The sequence below is a fragment of the Nonomuraea sp. NPDC003560 genome, from assembly GCF_042878785.1.
GTDB lineage: Bacteria > Actinomycetota > Actinomycetes > Streptosporangiales > Streptosporangiaceae > Nonomuraea.
Genome location: NZ_JBIAOF010000001.1, coordinates 1073931 through 1090594, shown reverse-complemented (window position 1 = coordinate 1090594; position 16664 = coordinate 1073931). Strand labels below are relative to the sequence as shown.

At 72.5% G+C, this 16664-nt stretch carries 13 protein-coding genes; 6 read left to right on the top strand and 7 right to left on the bottom strand.

The genetic code is table 11. The features are described from left to right. The first annotated feature begins 160 nt into the window (after nt 1-160). Nucleotides 161-1678 (top strand): glycoside hydrolase family 10 protein, encoded by a 1518-nt coding sequence (locus ACFYUV_RS05285; RefSeq protein ID WP_387665093.1) that lies wholly within the window; start codon nt 161-163, stop codon nt 1676-1678. Nucleotides 1679-1761: 83 nt separating this feature from the next. Here the strand turns inward: ACFYUV_RS05285 and ACFYUV_RS05280 are convergent, their stop codons facing one another. Next, the gene (locus tag ACFYUV_RS05280; protein ID WP_387665091.1) at nt 1762-3087 is read right to left on the bottom strand and encodes a PLP-dependent aminotransferase family protein; all 1326 of its coding nucleotides are present in this window, start codon (nt 3085-3087) and stop codon (nt 1762-1764) included. Between the two features lie 90 nt (nt 3088-3177). On the opposite strand from ACFYUV_RS05280, the gene ACFYUV_RS05275 reads away from it, so the two are divergent. Then, nucleotides 3178-4077, top strand: a complete 900-nt coding sequence (locus tag ACFYUV_RS05275; protein ID WP_352361390.1) for a branched-chain amino acid transaminase — start codon at nt 3178-3180, stop codon at nt 4075-4077. A gap of 107 nt (nt 4078-4184) precedes the next feature. Continuing rightward, nucleotides 4185-6260 (top strand): hypothetical protein, encoded by a 2076-nt coding sequence (locus tag ACFYUV_RS05270; RefSeq protein ID WP_387665088.1) that lies wholly within the window; start codon nt 4185-4187, stop codon nt 6258-6260. An 88-nt stretch (nt 6261-6348) separates the two neighbouring features. On the opposite strand, the gene ACFYUV_RS05265 is transcribed toward ACFYUV_RS05270, so the two are convergent. Continuing rightward, nucleotides 6349-6882, bottom strand: a complete 534-nt coding sequence (locus ACFYUV_RS05265; protein ID WP_387665085.1) for an HIT family protein — start codon at nt 6880-6882, stop codon at nt 6349-6351. 83 nt (nt 6883-6965) lie between these two features. Here ACFYUV_RS05265 and ACFYUV_RS05260 point away from each other — a divergent pair, with 83 nt between their 5' ends. Beyond that, on the top strand, nt 6966-7688 hold the full coding sequence (locus tag ACFYUV_RS05260) for a PIG-L deacetylase family protein (protein ID WP_387665082.1): 723 nt from the start codon (nt 6966-6968) through the stop codon (nt 7686-7688). 115 nt (nt 7689-7803) lie between these two features. Here the strand turns inward: ACFYUV_RS05260 and thrS are convergent, their stop codons facing one another. The 3 genes from thrS to ACFYUV_RS05245 form a co-directional block, all read right to left on the bottom strand. Then, a complete protein-coding gene (gene thrS / locus ACFYUV_RS05255) occupies nt 7804-9765 on the bottom strand; it encodes a threonine--tRNA ligase (protein ID WP_358285709.1) in 1962 nt (653 codons plus the stop codon). Nucleotides 9766-9829: 64 nt separating this feature from the next. Further along, nucleotides 9830-10426, bottom strand: a complete 597-nt coding sequence (locus ACFYUV_RS05250) for a glycoside hydrolase family 25 protein (protein WP_387665079.1) — start codon at nt 10424-10426, stop codon at nt 9830-9832. Between the two features lie 36 nt (nt 10427-10462). Continuing rightward, the gene (locus ACFYUV_RS05245) at nt 10463-11365 is read right to left on the bottom strand and encodes an LLM class F420-dependent oxidoreductase (protein ID WP_387665077.1); all 903 of its coding nucleotides are present in this window, start codon (nt 11363-11365) and stop codon (nt 10463-10465) included. A 99-nt stretch (nt 11366-11464) separates the two neighbouring features. Between ACFYUV_RS05245 and pgm the strand changes: the two genes are divergently transcribed. After that, the gene (gene pgm, locus ACFYUV_RS05240) at nt 11465-13093 is read left to right on the top strand and encodes a phosphoglucomutase (alpha-D-glucose-1,6-bisphosphate-dependent) (protein WP_387665074.1); all 1629 of its coding nucleotides are present in this window, start codon (nt 11465-11467) and stop codon (nt 13091-13093) included. A 45-nt stretch (nt 13094-13138) separates the two neighbouring features. Here the strand turns inward: pgm and ACFYUV_RS05235 are convergent, their stop codons facing one another. Together ACFYUV_RS05235 and ACFYUV_RS05230 are read right to left on the bottom strand one after the other, a co-directional pair. Further along, nucleotides 13139-13837: a DUF2786 domain-containing protein gene (locus ACFYUV_RS05235; RefSeq protein ID WP_387665072.1), complete on the bottom strand. Its 699-nt coding sequence runs from the start codon at nt 13835-13837 to the stop codon at nt 13139-13141. Nucleotides 13838-13848: 11 nt separating this feature from the next. After that, a complete protein-coding gene (locus ACFYUV_RS05230; protein WP_358285701.1) occupies nt 13849-15084 on the bottom strand; it encodes a hypothetical protein in 1236 nt (411 codons plus the stop codon). A 408-nt stretch (nt 15085-15492) separates the two neighbouring features. Here ACFYUV_RS05230 and ACFYUV_RS05225 point away from each other — a divergent pair, with 408 nt between their 5' ends. Beyond that, nucleotides 15493-16662 carry a cytochrome P450 gene (locus ACFYUV_RS05225; RefSeq protein WP_387665070.1) on the top strand — a complete coding sequence of 390 codons (1170 nt, stop codon included), beginning with the start codon at nt 15493-15495 and terminating at the stop codon, nt 16660-16662. Nucleotides 16663-16664: the final 2 nt, after the last annotated feature.

Here is a 16664-nt window from a genome sequence, read left to right as displayed (position 1 = left end):
CCTCCCGGCCCGCACGTTTGATCACGCATCTACCGTTTCGTAACAGAAGCATCACGACTGCATTTCTTTTTTCAGGTCCGATCACGCGGGAGCAGCTGCCAGACTGGTTTGCACTATGCGAACTGGACGCCCACTCCTAGCCGCTGCAGCCCTCGCGGTCGTGACCACCAGCGCCGCCTACGTGTTCGGCCCCGGCGCGACCGAGAGCCCCGCAGCGACCAAGAAGACGACGACCACCGCCCCCGCCACCGCCGAGGCGACGGCGGCCTGCAAGCCCGACCCCCGCTACCCCAAGCGCCAGCTGCGCGGGGTGTGGATCGCGACGGTCAAGAACATCGACTGGCCCTCGCGCGCCGGCCTCGGCCAGGCCCGCCAGAAGGCCGAGTACGTCAAGATCCTCGACAGCGCGGTCAAGCGCAATCTCAACGCCGTCTTCGTCCAGGTCCGGCCCGCCTCCGACGCGCTCTACCGCTCCTCGCTGGAGCCCTGGTCGCAGTACCTGACGGGCACCGCGGGCAAGGACCCGGGCTGGGACCCGCTCCCGTTCCTCATCGACGAGGCCCACAAGCGCAACCTGGAGTTCCACGCCTGGTTCAACCCCTACCGCGCGGCCGAAGGCGCCGACCTGTCCAAGCTCCCGGCGAACCACCCGGCCAAGCAGCACCGCGACTGGACGGTCAAGTACGGCGGCGGCCTCTACTACAACCCCGGCCTGCCGCAGGTGCGCGAGCACGTCACCAAGGTCATCACCGACGTGGTCAGCCGCTACGACGTCGACGGCGTGCACTTCGACGACTACTTCTACCCCTATCCGGGCGGCGGCGGCACGTTCGACGACAAGGCCGCCTTCGCCAAGTACGGCGAGGGCCGGAAGCTGGCCGACTGGCGCCGCCACAACGTGAACAAGCTGGTGGCCAAGGTCGACGCGGCCGTCCACGACACGAAGAACCACGTGAAGTTCGGCATCAGCCCGTTCGGCATCTGGCGCAACAAGTCCAACGACCCCGACGGGTCGGCCACGGCCGGCATGTCCGCCTACGACTCGATCTACGCCGACGCCCGCTCCTGGATCGAGGACGGCACGGTCGACTACGTCGCCCCGCAGCTCTACTGGCCGCGCGGCTTCAAGGCGGCCGACTACAAGACGCTGACGGCCTGGTGGGCGGGCGCGGTCAAAGGCACCGACGTCCAGCTCTACATCGGCCAGGCGCTCTACCAGGTCGGCACCAGGACCAACGCCGCCTGGGCCAACCCGGGCGAGCTGTCGGCGCACCTGACGGTGAACCGGCGCTACGAGCAGGTCGACGGCGACATCTACTTCAGCGCCAAGCAGCTCCTGACCAACCCGCTCGGCGCGATCGACCGGGTGGCCAAGGAGCACTACAGCCGTCCGGCGCTGCTGCCGATCATGGAGGACCGCGGCGGCGAGGCCCCCGGCAAGCCGGCCGGCGTCAAGGCGAGCGGCTCCACCGTGTCCTGGACGCCGTCCGAGGGGGCGCGGGCCTACGCGGTGTACCGGGTGCCGGAGTCGGGCAAGGACTGCCACACCACCGACGCCCGCAACCTGGCGGCCGTGGTGACGACGGCGTCGTACCCGGCCAAGCCGGGCACGTACCTGATCACCTCGCTCGACCGGCAGCACCACGAGAGCAAGCCGGTGAAGGTCAAGGTGGGCTGAGCCGAGGCCCGTCCCGCCACGTTCGTCCGCCGACGCCACGCCGGATCACCGGCGTGGCGTCGCCGTGTTCCGGGGCCGGGGGCTCAGCGGCCGGTCTGCTGCCAGGCGCGGACCAGGGCGGCGACCGCCTGGTCGAGGAGGGCGGGCGGCAGGGCGAAGCTGAGGCGCAGGCGGTCGCGGTGGCGGCCGTCCGGGGAGAACAGTGAGCCGGGGGCGACGGCGACGCCCTGCTCGCGGGCGGCGGCGGCGAACCTGTCGGTGTCGGCGCCCGGCAGCCGGACCCACACCGACAGGCCGCCCTGCGGGCGTGACCAGGTCCACGACGGCAGGCGCGCGGACAGCGCGGCGGTGAAGTGGTCGCGGCGGCGGGCCAGCTCGGCGAGCCAGGCCGGCACGGGGTCGCCGTCGAGCAGGTCGGCGGCCAGCCGCTGGGAGACGGCGCTGGTGGCCAGGTCGGCGTCGAGCTTGGCCTCCAGCAGCCGGGCCAGCAGCGGCTCGGGGGCGGTGAGCCAGCCCACCCGCAGGCCGCCCCACAACACCTTCGACAACGAGCCCACCGTCACCGTGCCGTGCGGATGGGCCAGAGCCAGCGGCTCCGGAGGCGTCCGGCCGTCGAACACCACGGGCGCGAGGGTCCGGTCCTCCACCAGCGGGACGTCCGCCGCCGCGGCCAGCTCGGCCACGTGCCGCAGGTCGGCCAGGCGGCCGGTCGGGTTGTCCACCGGCAGCGCGTACACGGCGGCCGGGCGGTGGCGGGCCAGGGCGTCGCGCACGGCGTCCGCGTCGGCGAGGTCCACGGGGACGGCGTGGGCCCCGGCGCGCCGGAACACGCTGAGCGCGCCTCCGTAGGCCGGGTCGCCGACCAGCACGCGGTCGCCGGGCCGCAGCAGCACCCGGGCCGCCAGGTCGATGCCCTGCTGGGCGCCCGAGGTCACCAGGATCTCGCGGTGCGGCCCGGCGTCCAGGGCGGCCAGCACGGCGCGCAGCCGCGAGTCGCCCATGGCGTCGTAGCCGTGGCCGCTCGGCGCGCGCATCAGGGCCGCGGCGTCCAGCGGGGGCACCGCCAGGTGCGAGGGGTCGGGGACGACCGCGGTCGACAGGTCGGCCAGCACCGCGCCGCCCTGGAGCAGGCCGCCGAACGTCGGGACGCCCAGCACGTACGTGCCGCTGCCGTGCCGGCGTTCGCACAGGCCCTCCTCGCACAGGGCGTTGAAGGCGGCGGCGACCGTCCCGCGGCTGAGCCCGACCGCCTGGGCCAGGTCGCGCTCGGAGGGCAGGCGGGTGCCCGGGGCGATGGCGCCGGTCTGGGCCAGGTCGGTCAGCGCGCCCGCGAGCCGCCGGCTGGCCGTGCCCTCGTGGAGCCGGAGCCGGTCGCGGACCAGGGTGACAAGGTTTTCTTCTCTTCCCACGCCACTATTATCCGGTTACTGTGCCACTTATCAATGAATTGGCCTACATCTTGTGATTGTTGGCGGCCATTTACGGAGAGGAGCGGCACGATGCGCGAAGCCGAGCACATCTGGATGGACGGCGAGCTGGTGCCCTGGGGCGAGGCCCGGGTGCACGTCCTGACGCACGCCCTGCACTACGGCACCGCCGTGCTGGAGGGCACCAGGGCCTTCGACACGCCGGACGGCCCGGCGGTGTTCCGGCTGGACGAACATCTGCGGCGGCTGGCGCGCAGCGCGCGGATCATCGGGATGCCGCTGCCGTACACCCTGGAGGAGCTGCGCGCGGCCACGCTGGCCACGGTCGCGGCCAACGGCCAGTCCTCGTGCTACATCCGCCACCTGGCCCACCGCGGCTACGGCGAGATGGGCGTGGCGGCGCGCGGCTGCCCGACGGTGGTCTCGATCGCGTCCTGGGAGTGGGGCGCGCTGCTGGAGGCGGGCGTGCGGCTGATGACCAGCTCGTGGCAGCGCAACGACCACCGGGTGACGCCGACCGCGGCCAAGGCCACCGGCCCCTACCTGAACTCGGTGATGGCCAAGTCCGAGGCCATGCAGGCGGGCTTCGACGAGGCGGTGCTGCTGAACGCGGCCGGCAACGTCAGCGAGTGCACCGGCGCCAACGTCTTCGTCGTGCGCGACGGCGTGCTGACCACGCCTCCGCCGCACGCCGGCGCGCTGGAGGGCATCACGCAGGACACCGTCGCGCGGCTGGCCGCCGACCTGGGGCTGACGGTCACCAGGGAGGATCTGCTGCGCACCGACCTGTACACGGCCGACGAGATCTTCGTCTGCGGCACGGCGGCCGGGATCGTGCACGTCAGCGCGGTCGACCACTGCGAGTTCGGCGGCCCCGGACCGGTCACCGGCAAGCTGGCCGACGCCTACGAGGCCGCCGTGCACGGGCGCGACGACCGCTACCGCCACTGGCTCACCCCCGTGCGCGGCTGACGGACCGTGCCCGCCGCCGCCCGTGAGAAGGTAGGGGAATCGGTGGCGCCGGATCGCGACGTGCTCTAGCGTGCCACGGACGTCATCGATCGCGGGAGGTCGTCGGGGTGAGGCGCGCGCTCGTGGTGCTGGCCGTTCTGGCCGGTTCCGTACTGCTCGGCCTGCAGGGCACGGCCACGGCCGGCGGCTCGGCTCCCGGCGCGGGCAGGGTGGCGCTCATCGGCGTCTCCGGCCTCAGCTGGGACGACGTCAACCAGGCCGACGCCCCCAACCTGTGGGAGCTGACGCGTGGCAGCGCGATCGGCTCGCTGTCGGTGCGCACGGTCAGCAACATCACCTGCCCCTACGACGGCTGGCTCACGGTGTCGGCCGGCACCAGGTCCGCCGCCGGTTACGCCTGCGGCGCGCCTCCCGCCCCCGAGACCCGGGGCGCGGGCGCGGCCATCCCCGACTACCGCTACCTCATCGACGTGGCCGGGCAGCGCAACGCCGGCACGCTGGGCGAGGCGCTGAAGGCCGCGGGCCGGTGCTCGATCGCGATCGGCCCCGGCGCCGCGCTCGCGCTGGCCGACCGGCAGGGCGCGGTGCAGCGCTACCACGCCTCCCCGCTCCAGGTCCGCACGGCCGACCTGGAGCAGTGCCCGCTGATCGCCATGGACGTCGACGACCTCGTCCACCCCTACCTGGCCAGTGGCAAGCTGCCCAAGGTGCCCGAGCAGCTCGGTCCGAAGGAGCGCCGCGACGCGCTGCGCCTGGCCGACGCCAAGGCCGGCGCGCTGCTGTCGATCCTGCCGCCCGGCACCACCGTGCTGCTCGCCGGCCTGTCCGACCACGGTTCCGTGCCGCACCTGCGGGTGGCCGCGCTGCGTGAGCCGGGGGCGCAGGGGCGGTTGCTGGGCGCGGCCTCGACCCGCCGCGCCGACATCTCGATCCTGCCCGACCTGACCGCGACCGTGCTGGCCCGGCTCGGCGTGCCGGCGCCGGCCACGGTCGTCGGGGTGCCGCTGCAACTGGGCGACGCCGGTGCGACGATCGACCGGCTGCGCCGGGCCGACGCCACCGCGCAGGCCATCCGGTCGGTCAAGGGCGTCTACTTCACCGTCGTGGCGGTGTTGCAGGTGCTGTTCTACGTGGTCGCGTTCCTGCTGCTGCGGCGGCGCAAGGGCCTGTCGCCGGTGCGCCTGGCCGCGGTCGCGCTGGCCGCCCTGCCGGTCTCCAGCTACCTGGTCAACCTGCTGCCCTGGTCCACCCTGCCGCAACTGGTCGCCGGGGTGATGGGCTGGGTCGTCGTGGTCACCGCGCTGGCCTTCGGCGGGCCCTGGCGGCGTCGTCCGCTCGGCCCGCTCGCCGTGGTGGCCGGCATCACCGCGCTCACGCTCGCCGGCGACCTGCTGACGGGCACGACGTTGCAGCTCAACAGCGTCATGGGCTACAGCGCCGAGGTGGGGGCCCGCTACTACGGCCTGGGCAACATCCCGTTCGCGCTGCTGGCCACCGGCACGCTGCTGGCCACCACCGTGATCGCCCACCGCTGGCCGGGGCGGCCGGGGGTGGGTGCGATCGTGGTGCTCGGGGCGTTCGCGATGGTGCTGGGCGGCTCGGGCATGGGCAGCGACTTCGGCGGCGTGATCGCGTTCGTGCCGGGCATCGCGGTGACCGCGCTGCTGGTGGCCGGCAAGCGGGTGTCGATCGTGAAGCTGGGGGCGTTCTGCGTGGCCGGGGCGGTGATCGTGATGACGTTCGCCGTGCTCAACTACCTGCGTCCGCCCGACGAGCAGACGCACCTGGGCAGGTTCGTGGGCCAGGTGCTCAGCGGCGAGGCGTTCGAGGTGATCTTCCGTAAGCTCCAGGCCATGCTGGCCACGCTGCTCAGCCCCAACCTCATGCCCATCGTGATCGCGGCCGTGGCCTTCCTCGTCTACGCGATCCTGCGGCCCGAGCAGGCCAGCGCGGGCGTGGTGCCCGCGGCGTTCCGCCACTCCCCCGCCCTGCGGGCCGGCCTGATCGGCACGCTGGTCAGCGGAGTGATCGGGATGCTGGTCAACGACTCGGGCGCCGCGGTGTTGTCGATGGCTCTGGCGCTGGCCGTGCCGCTGCTGCTCGCGGCGGGCATCGGCGCGCTCGGCCGCGAACACCCGGCCGAGGCCGCCGCCCCCGCCCACCTGGCCCACGCCGGCGACTGACGCCTCGGGCGGCGGGCCCGGGATCGACGCCGCCGACCGCCGCCTCAGGCCGACGCCGCCTCGGGTGGCGGGCCCGCGACCGGTGTCGTCAGTCCGCCCAGGCGTCGGCCAGGAGTTGCCGGGTGTCGTGCAGGAGCTGGGGCAGCACCTTCGTCTGAGCCACGACCGGCATGAAGTTCGTGTCGCCGCCCCACCTCGGCACGACGTGCTGGTGCAGGTGGGCGGCGATGCCGGCGCCCGCGACCTGGCCCAGGTTCATGCCCACGTTGAAGCCCTGCGCGCCGCTGGCCTTGCGCAGCGCGCGCAACGACCGCTGGGTGAACTCGCCCAGCTCGGCGACCTCGGCCTGGGTCAGCTCGTCGTAGCCGGACACGTGCCGGAAAGGCACGACCATCAGGTGGCCGGAGTTGTACGGGTAGAGGTTGAGGACGGCGTAGACGACCTCTCCCCTGGCCACGATCAGGCCGTCCTCGTCGCTCATCCGGGGGATCTCGTCGAACGGGCAGCCGTCGCCCGGCCCGGTGCCGGTCGGCTTGTTCTCGCCCTTGATGTAGGCCATGCGATGCGGGGTCCACAGCCGCTGGAAGTTGTCGGGCGCCCCGGCTCCTGCCTGATCGTGCATACCAAGCAGCATAGGACCCCGCGCCGAGGGGCCGCTCTTCCGGCGTGATCCTCCGCCCTCCGCGACGGGCCTAAGGTGAGGGCATGGCACAGCGACTCGAACCCATGCCCGCCGACTGGCAGCGCGCCCTGGCCGTCGTGGCCCACCCCGACGACCTGGAGTACGGCTGCGCCTCCGCCGTCGCCACCTGGACCGACGCCGGGCGCGAGGTCTCCTACCTGATCGCCACCCGCGGCGAGGCGGGCATCGACACGCTCGACCCCGCCGCGTGCGGGCCGGTGCGCGAGCGCGAGGAGCGGGCCAGCGCCGCCGTGGTGGGGGTGACCACCGTGGAGTTCCTCGACCACGCCGACGGGGTCGTCGAGTACGGGACGGCGCTCAGGAGGGACATCGCCGCCGCCATCCGCAGGCACCGCCCGGAGCTGGTGATCACCCTCAACCCCGACGACACGTGGGGCGGCACGTACTGGAACACGCCCGACCACCGGGCGGTGGGCCGGGCCGTGCTGGACGCCGCCGGAGACGCCGGAAATCGCTGGATATTTCCTGACACCGACGCCGCGCCCTGGAACGGCGTGCGCTGGGTCGCCGTCGCCGGCTCCAACTCCCCCACCCACGCCGTGGACGTCACCGACGGGCTGGAGCGGGGCGTTCGGTCGCTGCTGGAGCACCGCGCCTACATCGAGGCCCTGACCGACCAGGCCCCGGAGGTCTACGCCCGCGAGCTGATCGAGGGCTCCGCGCGGGAGGCCGCCGAACGCTTCGACGGCCGCCCGGCGGTCGCCTTCCGCCTGTTCCCCCGCTGACGCCCGGCCAACGCTGACACCCTGCCGGCACTGACACCCGGCCAGGGCCTGGGCCGCCCGGAGCACGGCTCAGGCCCGGCAGGCCGGGAAGGCTCGCCGGGCCTGGAGCGGCGGCTCAGACCTGGACGCGGCGTTCCACGGCGTTGACGATCTCGGCGATGGCCTCCTCGACGGGCACGCCGTTCTTCTGCTCGCCGTTGCGGTAACGGAAGGACACCGCGCCGTTGGCGATGTCGTCGTCACCGGCCAGCAGCATGTACGGGACCTTCGCCTTCTGGGCGTTGCGGATCTTCTTCTGCATGCGGTCGTCGGCCGCGTCGACCTCGACCCTGATGCCCCGCTCGCGCAGCCGCTTGGCGACGTCCTGGAGGTAGGGCACGTGGGCGTCGGCGATCGGGATGCCGACCACCTGCACCGGCGCCAGCCACGCGGGGAACGCCCCGGCGTAGTGCTCGACCAGGACGCCGAAGAAACGCTCGACCGAGCCGAACAGCGCCCGGTGGATCATGACCGGCTGCTGCCGGGAGCCGTCGGCCGCCTGGTACTGCAGGTCGAACAGCTCGGGCAGGTTGAAGTCGAGCTGGATGGTGGACATCTGCCAGGTGCGGCCGATGGCGTCGCGCACCTGGACGGAGATCTTCGGCCCGTAGAAGGCCGCGCCGCCCGGGTCCATCACCAGGTGGAGGTTCTCGGCCTCGGCCACCTCGCGCAGCGTGGTGGTGGCCTCCTCCCACACCTCGTCGGAGCCGACGAACTTCTCCGGGTCCTTGGTGGACAGTTCGAGGTAGAAGTCCTCCAGGCCGTAGTCGCGCAGCAGGTCGAGGACGAAGCGCAGCAGCGAGGTGAGCTCGTCGCGCATCTGCTCGCGGCTGCAGTAGATGTGGGCGTCGTCCTGGGTCAGGCCGCGCACCCGGGTCAGGCCGTGGACCACGCCGGACTTCTCGTAGCGGTAGACCGTGCCGAACTCGAACAGCCGCAGCGGCAGCTCGCGGTAGGACCGCCCGCGCGCCCTGAAGATCAGGTTGTGCATCGGGCAGTTCATCGGCTTGAGGTAGTAGCGGGCGCCCTCCAGCTCCATGGGCGGGAACATCCCGTCCTTGTACCAGTCGAGGTGGCCCGAGACCTGGTAGAGGTTCTCCTTGGTGATGTGCGGGGTGTTGACGAACTCGTAGCCGGCCTCCTCGTGCCTGCGCCGCGAGTAGTCCTCCATCACCTTGCGGATCACGCCGCCCTTGGGGTGGAAGACCGCCAGGCCCGAGCCCAGCTCGTCGGGGAAGGAGAACAGGTCGAGCTCGGCGCCGAGCCTGCGGTGGTCGCGCCGCTCGGCCTCCTCCAGCATCTTCAGGTATTCGTCCTGCTTGTCGCGGGACTCCCAGGCGGTGCCGTAGATGCGCTGGAGCTGCGGGTTCTTCTCGCTGCCGCGCCAGTAGGCGCCGCCGGAGCGCATGAGCTTGAACGCCGGGATCGACCGGGTGGAGGGCACGTGCGGCCCCCGGCACAGGTCCTTCCAGCACAGCTCGCCGGTCTTGGCGTCGAGGTTGTCGTAGATCGTGAGCTGCCCGGCCCCGACCTCGACGCTCTCCTCGTCGGCCGCGCCGCCCTTGAGCCCGATCAGCTCCAGCTTGTACGGCTCGCCGGCCAGCTCCTCGCGCGCCTCGTCGTCGCTGACGGCCCGGCGGGAGAACAGCTGCCCCTGCTTGACGATCTCCCGCATGCGCTTCTCGACGCGCTTGAGGTCGTCGGGGTTGAACGCCTGCTTGACGTCGAAGTCGTAGTAGAAGCCGTTCTCCACGGGCGGGCCGATGCCCAGCTTGGCCTCGGGGAACAGCTCCTGCACCGCCTGCGCCATGACGTGCGCGGTGGAGTGGCGGACGATGGCCCGGCCGTCTTCGCTGGAGACCTCGATCGGCTCGACCACGTCGTCCTGGGCCAGCGGGTGGGCGAGGTCGCGCGGCTCGCCGTTGACCCGGGCCGCGATGACGGTGCGGCCGTCGGCCTCCAGCGCCTCACCGGCCGTCGTGCCGGCCGCGACCACACGCTCGGCTCCGGCGAGGGTGATGCGTAGCTCGGCTGACACGGTGTCTCCCTTGGATCGCGCTCGATGTGCGGCACCGAGGCTGGTTCGATGGTGAACACCGATGCTATCGCGGGTGAAACCCCAGCCTTGTCAGGTCCTGGCGGGTGCCATGGAAGATGTTCCGGTCGAGCGGACTGCTGGCATATTGGTGGATTGTCCAGTCGCGCCACGGCGGCGGCACGAGGGGGTCGCCGCGCGGCCTCTCCGGGGAGGCGATCCACAGCGGGTAGTCGGCCAGGCCGGCGCAGTTCCCCGAGCGGGCGAACCAGTGGAAGGTGTAGATGAAGGGCCGCAGACCGGCGTGCCGCTCGACGTGGTGGCACCAGCGGCGCGCGTACCTGGCGACCTGCTCGGGGCGCTGCCCGTCGCCGGTCTCCAGGTCGAGCGCCACCAGGTCGCCCCTGCGCAGGCCGCCCGCCGACCTGAGCACCGCCAGGAAGTGCCGGGCGTGCTCGATCGGGTCGCCCTTGGGCCGGGCGAAGTGATACGCCCCGCACACCAGCCAGCTCTCGCGCATTCCTGACCAGTTGCGGGCGAACCACCGGTCGGTCCAGTCGCCGCCCTCGGTGGCCTTGGCGAAGGCGAAGGAGACCCCGGCCTCGGCGTGACCGGCCCAGTCGACGGAGCCCTGCCAGTTCGACACGTCTATGCCATGCAGCAAGCGCTTCACCTTGCCGGAGTTTATTGAGATGTCCCCCTATGAACCCTTCGACGCGCCGATGAGCAGCTCACGGGTGCGTTCCCGCTCGGCGAACGTCGCGCCGACGAAGTCGGTCACCCCGGCCTGGCGCAGCCGTTCGAGCTGGGCCAGCACGGACTCCTCGTCGCCGACCACCGCGACGTTCCCGGGCCCGGCGGCGCCCTCGCGGTCGAGCATGGCCCGGTAGGAGGGCAGCGTGCCATAGACGGCGAAGATCTCGTTGGCGCGCTCGACGGCCGCGGCGGGGTCGTCGGTGACGCAGACGGGCAGCGCGCAGACGATCCGCGGCGCCGGGCGGCCCGCCTCCGCGGCGGCGGCGGTGATGGTCGGGGCGACGTGCTCGGCCACCGTCCTCGGGCCGGTCATCCACAGCACCGTGCCGTCGGCGACGGTGCCGGCCAGCTTCAGCATGCGCGGGCCGAGGGCGGCGATGAGCACCGGGAAGCCCGCGCCCGGCGTGGTGAGCCGCACGTCGGCCCTGATCGTCTCGCCCGCCGCCTTGACCTGCTCGCCCCGGCTGGCCGGGAGCAGCACGTCGAGGTACTCCTTCATGTGGCGGTAGGGGCGCTCGAAGCTGAGGCCGAACATGTGCTCGATGACGACCTGGTGCGACAGGCCGATGCCGAGGGCCAGCCGGCCGCCGAGCGCGGCGTTGGCCGTCATCGCCTGCTGGGCCAGGGCCGCCGGGTGGCGCGGGTAGGTGGGCACGACGGAGGTGCCGAGCTCGATGCCGGGCACCTGGGAGCCGGCCACGGCCAGCGCGGTGAGGGCGTCGAGGCCGAAGATGTGGGACAGCCAGGCGGAGGCGAAGCCGTCCTCGGCCGCCTGGGCGATCTCGTCGCGGAGCGCGCCGAGCGGGTCGGGCCCTTGCCGTTCATTCAGGAAATATCCGAAACGCATGGAAACAGAACTCCGTTCTGGAGGCAGACGCGCCTGTATCTTCCCACGCCGCCGGGCGCGCTCACCCGTACGAAGGGGGCGGATTTGTAAAGTGGCCTCATGACGCACGATCGCGCAGGACAGCCCGCCCAGCCCGCCGACCTGGTCGACGTCGCCCGGCTGGTGACCTCCTACTACGCCCTGCACCCCGACCCCGCCGAGGTGGCGCAGCGGGTGGCGTTCGGCACGTCGGGCCACCGCGGGTCCTCGCTGCGGACGGCCTTCAACGAGGACCACATCCTGGCCACCAGCCAGGCCATCTGCGAATACCGCGCCTCCCAGGGCACCGACGGGCCACTGTTCCTGGGCATCGACACGCACGCGCTGTCCGAGCCCGCCCGCGTGTCGGCGCTGGAGGTGTTCGCGGCCAACGGCGTCGAGGTGCTGATCGACTCCCGCGACGGCTACACGCCGACCCCCGCCGTCTCGCACGCCGTCCTGCGGCACAACCGGGGCCGCACGTCCGGGCTCGCCGACGGCGTGGTGGTGACGCCGTCGCACAACCCGCCCTCCGACGGAGGCTTCAAGTACAACCCGCCGCACGGCGGCCCCGCCGGCACCGACGCCACCTCCTGGATCCAGGACCGCGCCAACCAGCTGCTGGCCGACGGCATGAAGGGCGTGTCCAGGATCTCCTACGCCAAGGCCCTCGACGCGGCCGGCCGCTACGACTTCCTCGGCGCGTACGTCGACGACCTGCCGTCCGTGGTGGACCTCGACGCGATCAGGTCGGCCGGGGTGCGCATCGGGGCCGACCCGCTGGGCGGGGCGAGCGTGGCCTACTGGGGCGAGATCGCCGAGCGCCACCGCCTCGACCTGACCGTGGTCAACCCGCTGGTCGACCCCACCTGGCGGTTCATGACGCTCGACTGGGACGGCAAGATCCGCATGGACTGCTCGTCGCCGTACGCGATGGCGTCGCTGATCGCCCAGCGCGACAGGTACGACATCGCCACCGGCAACGACGCCGACGCCGACCGCCACGGCGTCGTCACCCCCGACGGCCTGATGAACCCCAACCACTACCTGGCCGTCGCCATCTCCTACCTGTACGCCCACCGCGAAGGCTGGCCCGCCGCGGCGGGGGTCGGCAAGACGATGGTGAGCAGCGGCGTCATCGACCGGGTCGCCGCCTCGCTCGACCGGCGCCTTTACGAGGTGCCGGTCGGTTTCAAGTGGTTCGTCCCCGGGCTGCTCGACGGCTCGCTCGGGTTCGGCGGCGAGGAGAGCGCCGGGGCCTCGTTCCTGCGGCGTGACGGCTCCCCCTGGTCCACCGACAAGGACGGTCTCATCCTCGCCCTGCTGGCCTCGGAGATCCTGGCGGTGACCGGCGAGTCGCCGAGCGCGCACTACCGCCGCCTGACCGAGCGGTTCGGCGAGCCCGCCTACGCCCGGGTCGACGCGCCCGCCACCCGCGAGGAGAAGGCGGTGCTGGCCAAGCTGTCGGCCGATCAGGTGACGGCGTCGTCGCTGGCCGGCGAGCCGATCACGGCGGTGCAGACGGCGGCCCCCGGCAACGGCGCGGCGCTCGGCGGCGTGAAGGTCTCGACCGAGAACGCCTGGTTCGCCGCCCGCCCGTCGGGCACCGAGGACGTCTACAAGATCTACGCCGAGTCCTTCAAGGGCCCCGACCACCTGGCCAAGGTGCAGGAGGAGGCCCGTTCACTGGTCTCGGCCGCGCTGGGCTGAGCGGCTGGGCGGCTGGGCGACTGAGCGGCTGGGCGACTGAGCGGCTCAGCGGGGCAGTTCGCGGGCGGTGGCGGTGGGCATGCCGGTGCGTCCGAGGTCGGCGTGCCGGCCCGCCAGCACGCCCGCGCGGTAGCCCGTGCCGCTGGTCGTCGGGACGGACATGCGGATGCGCGGATAGTGGGCGGCCACCGCCAGGTCGACCTCGGCCCGGCGGTCGGCCAGCACCAGCGCGGTGCCGGCCCCGGCGGCCTCGGCCTCGGTCGCGGCGCGCGACTCGGCCTCGCGCAGCAGCCGGTACACCTCGTCGGTGAACCCCAGCAGCCACGAGCGCCGGTAGGCCCGCGCGGCGGCGAGCTCGCCCGGCGGCCGTACGCGGGCCAGGCCGGAGGCCATCTGCAGCAGCAGCGACGTGGCCAGCACGTCGGCGCGTTCGAGGTCGGCGGCGAAGCCGAACACGTGCACCCGCTGGCCGCCGTCGCCGCGGCCGATCAGCAGCGGGCGGCAGCGGACGGCCTGGGCCACCAGGCTGACCAGGCGGGCCTTCTCCCTGGCCCACGGGGCGGGCAGGGTGACGATCCGGTCGCCGGGGGTCTGGCGGGTGCCGGGCGGCGGGAGGGTGTCGATGCCGTACTTGGCCATCAGGGCGGAGGCGGCCGCCAGGAAGGTGGCCCGCTCGTGCTCGTTGTCCGTGCGTTCGGCCTTGGCCAGGAGTTTCCTGACGCGTTCGAGCGTGCGCTCCCGCAACCGAGCTCCCCCTACTTGGCCAGCACCCGCCCGTCGTCGGCGATGGCCGGGAAGGCGCCGGTGTCGACGATGCCGTGCTGCTGGTACAGAGCCTCGATCAGGGCGTGCGCCTGCGGCTCCAGCTTCCACAGGGCACGATACTCGCGCGCGGTGGCCAGCGGGACGCCGATCTCCTGGGCGATGTCCACCGAGCGCGGCACGATGCGCTTGGCGATCTGCCGGTCCCAGAACTCGCGGGCGGCCCTGATCTGGGCGGCGCGCTGGGCGGTGTCGACGACCTGGGGGGTGGCGTCGAACACCTCGACGTCCTCGTCCTCGTCCTCGACGAGCTGGGCCAGCGCGGGCGGCAGCGCCGGGCGGGCGGGCACGGGACGGTGATCGGCCTCGGGCTCCCACGGCACGCGCGGGTCGGCGTCGATGAGCGCGGTGGTGTTGTACAGGGCGGCGATCTGGGCCAGCAGCGCCTCCTGACGCTGCTGGTCGACGGCCAGCCCGGTGTGCTCGACGGCCTGGTCCATGGCCTTGTCGAGCCTGGCCAGCGCGCCGCGCATCTTGCGCTCGGAGGCGCCGCTGTCGCGCAGCGCCTTGGCGCGCTTGGCGGCCAGGGCGACGCGGGTGAGCCGGCGGTGGGCGTCTACCTCGGAGGCGGTGCGGTCGCTGACCTCGGCCAGGCCCATGCGGACGAGCAGGCGTTCGGGGGTCAGACGCCAGTTGATGCGGCCGGTGCCGCGGATGCGGTGGCGTTCGATGGCCATGCCGCGTTCCCAGAGCCAGGCGGCGACCAGCGGGGCGGCCAGGCGGAAGACGGCCTCGGGGAGGCTGCGGGCGTCCATGCTGGACAGGACGGCGGTCAGGCAGGTCAGTGCCCAGACCGCGATGCCGTCGATGCCGGCGGAGAAGTTCTCCCGCATGTTGCGGCGGGCGCGGACGGCCGAGGTGATGATGGCGACCTCGATGAAGGCGAACAGCAGCAGCCGGAGCGGTCCGTCCAGGCCCAGCACGTCTCCGGAGAAGCGCCACATGCCCTGGGCGGACACGCCGGTGGCGATGGAGGCGGCGACGACGGTGAGCACGTCCTCGACGGGACGGGGGGCGACGTAGCGGGCGAACAACCAGGTGCCCGCGCGCCAGGCCATCCGGAGCACCAGGAACGCCAGCACGAGCCCGGCCAGGCCCAGCAGGGCGATGACGGCGGTGGCGAACGGCTTCTCGGCGACGAAGGCTGCTATTTCCTCAAATGTCGGCATCAGTCACTATCCGCGAGGCTCAACTCCAGCTTGTCTTGGGACGAGATCATCGCAGACTGTCGCCCCCTTGTACGCCAAACGCCACCGATTTCCCCTGTCTCCCACCGGTTCCTGTGACACACGCCGTACCAGAAGGGGGTTGTGGCTAGTCGGCGGCCCGCGACCCGGCGCACAATGAGGCGCACCCCGGCCTCCCGCACGGCCTCCCGCACGGCCTCCCGCACGGGACCACGCGGCGGGCGGCCGGACGCGCGGCCAGATGGACGATCGGGCGGGTGGCCAGGTGGGACGTGAGAGTGAGCGGCAATTTCGTCCTTTCGGAGGGCAACAGCCGCCTGTCCGGATGGGACCATCTACCGAGGGATTTATCCCAACATAGTGCGATGTATCCCAGCAGGACGGATATCCATGTCTGACTCAGAGTTCCCCTTCGTCCAGTTCATGCGCGAGGACTTCGACCCGGTCGCCGAGCTCGGCCGCATCCGGGCCGAGCACGCCGTCTTCCCCATGAAGATCCCCGGCGACCAGACCGTGCACCTGGTCACGCGCTGGGAGGACGTACGCGGTGTGCTCGGCGACCACGAGCGGTTCAGCAACGACTTCGCCGGCATCTCCGGCCTGGGCTCCAACCAGGAGGACCCCGGCGGCCTCGGCTTCCGGGACCCGCCCGAGCACACGCGGCTGCGCAAGTACCTGACCCCCGAGTTCACCATGCGCCGCCTGCGCCGGCTGGAGCCGCGCATCGAGGCGATGGTCGAGGAGCACCTGGACCGCATCGAGGCCAAGGGCCCGCCCGCGGACCTGGTCGAGGACTTCGCGCTGCCGATCCCGTCGCTGGTGGTGTGCGAGCTGCTCGGCGTCCCGTACGAGGAGCGCGCCGACTTCGTCAGGATCAGCAAGGACCGGTTCGACCTGTCGGCCGGCCCCGAGGCGTCCCTGCAGGCGATCAACGACGCGATGGCGTACCTGGTGGACCTGGTCGCCCGCGAGCGGCGCGATCCCGGCGAGGGCCTGCTCGGCCAGCTCCTGCGCGAGCACGGCGACGACCTCGACGACCGCACGCTGGCCAGCATGTCCGACGGCCTGCTCACCGGCGGCCACGACACCAGCACCAGCATGCTCGCGCTCGGCGCGCTGTGGCTCATGCGCCACCCCGAGCAGGCCGCCAAGGTGCGCGAGGTGGACGGCTACGTCACCGACGTCGTCGAGGAGCTGCTGCGCTACATGACGGTCGTGCAGGTGGCCTTCCCGCGCTTCGCCCGCGAGGACCTGGAGCTGCACGGCGTGCCGATCAAGAAGGGTGAGATGGTGCTGTGCTCGCTGACCGGCGCCAACCGCGACCCCTCGCTGGGCCCGGACATGGACGAGGTGCGTCCGGGCCGCGAGACCGCCCGCTCGCACCTGGCCTTCGGCCACGGCATCCACCGCTGCATCGGCGCGCCGCTCGCCCAGATGGAGATGCGCATCGCCTTCCCCGCCCTGCTGCGCCGCTTCCCGGACCTGCACGTCTCGGGCGAGGTGCCGTTCCGGGAGCTGGCCATCGTGTACGGGGTCAAGGAGCTACCCGTCGCCTGGTAGAG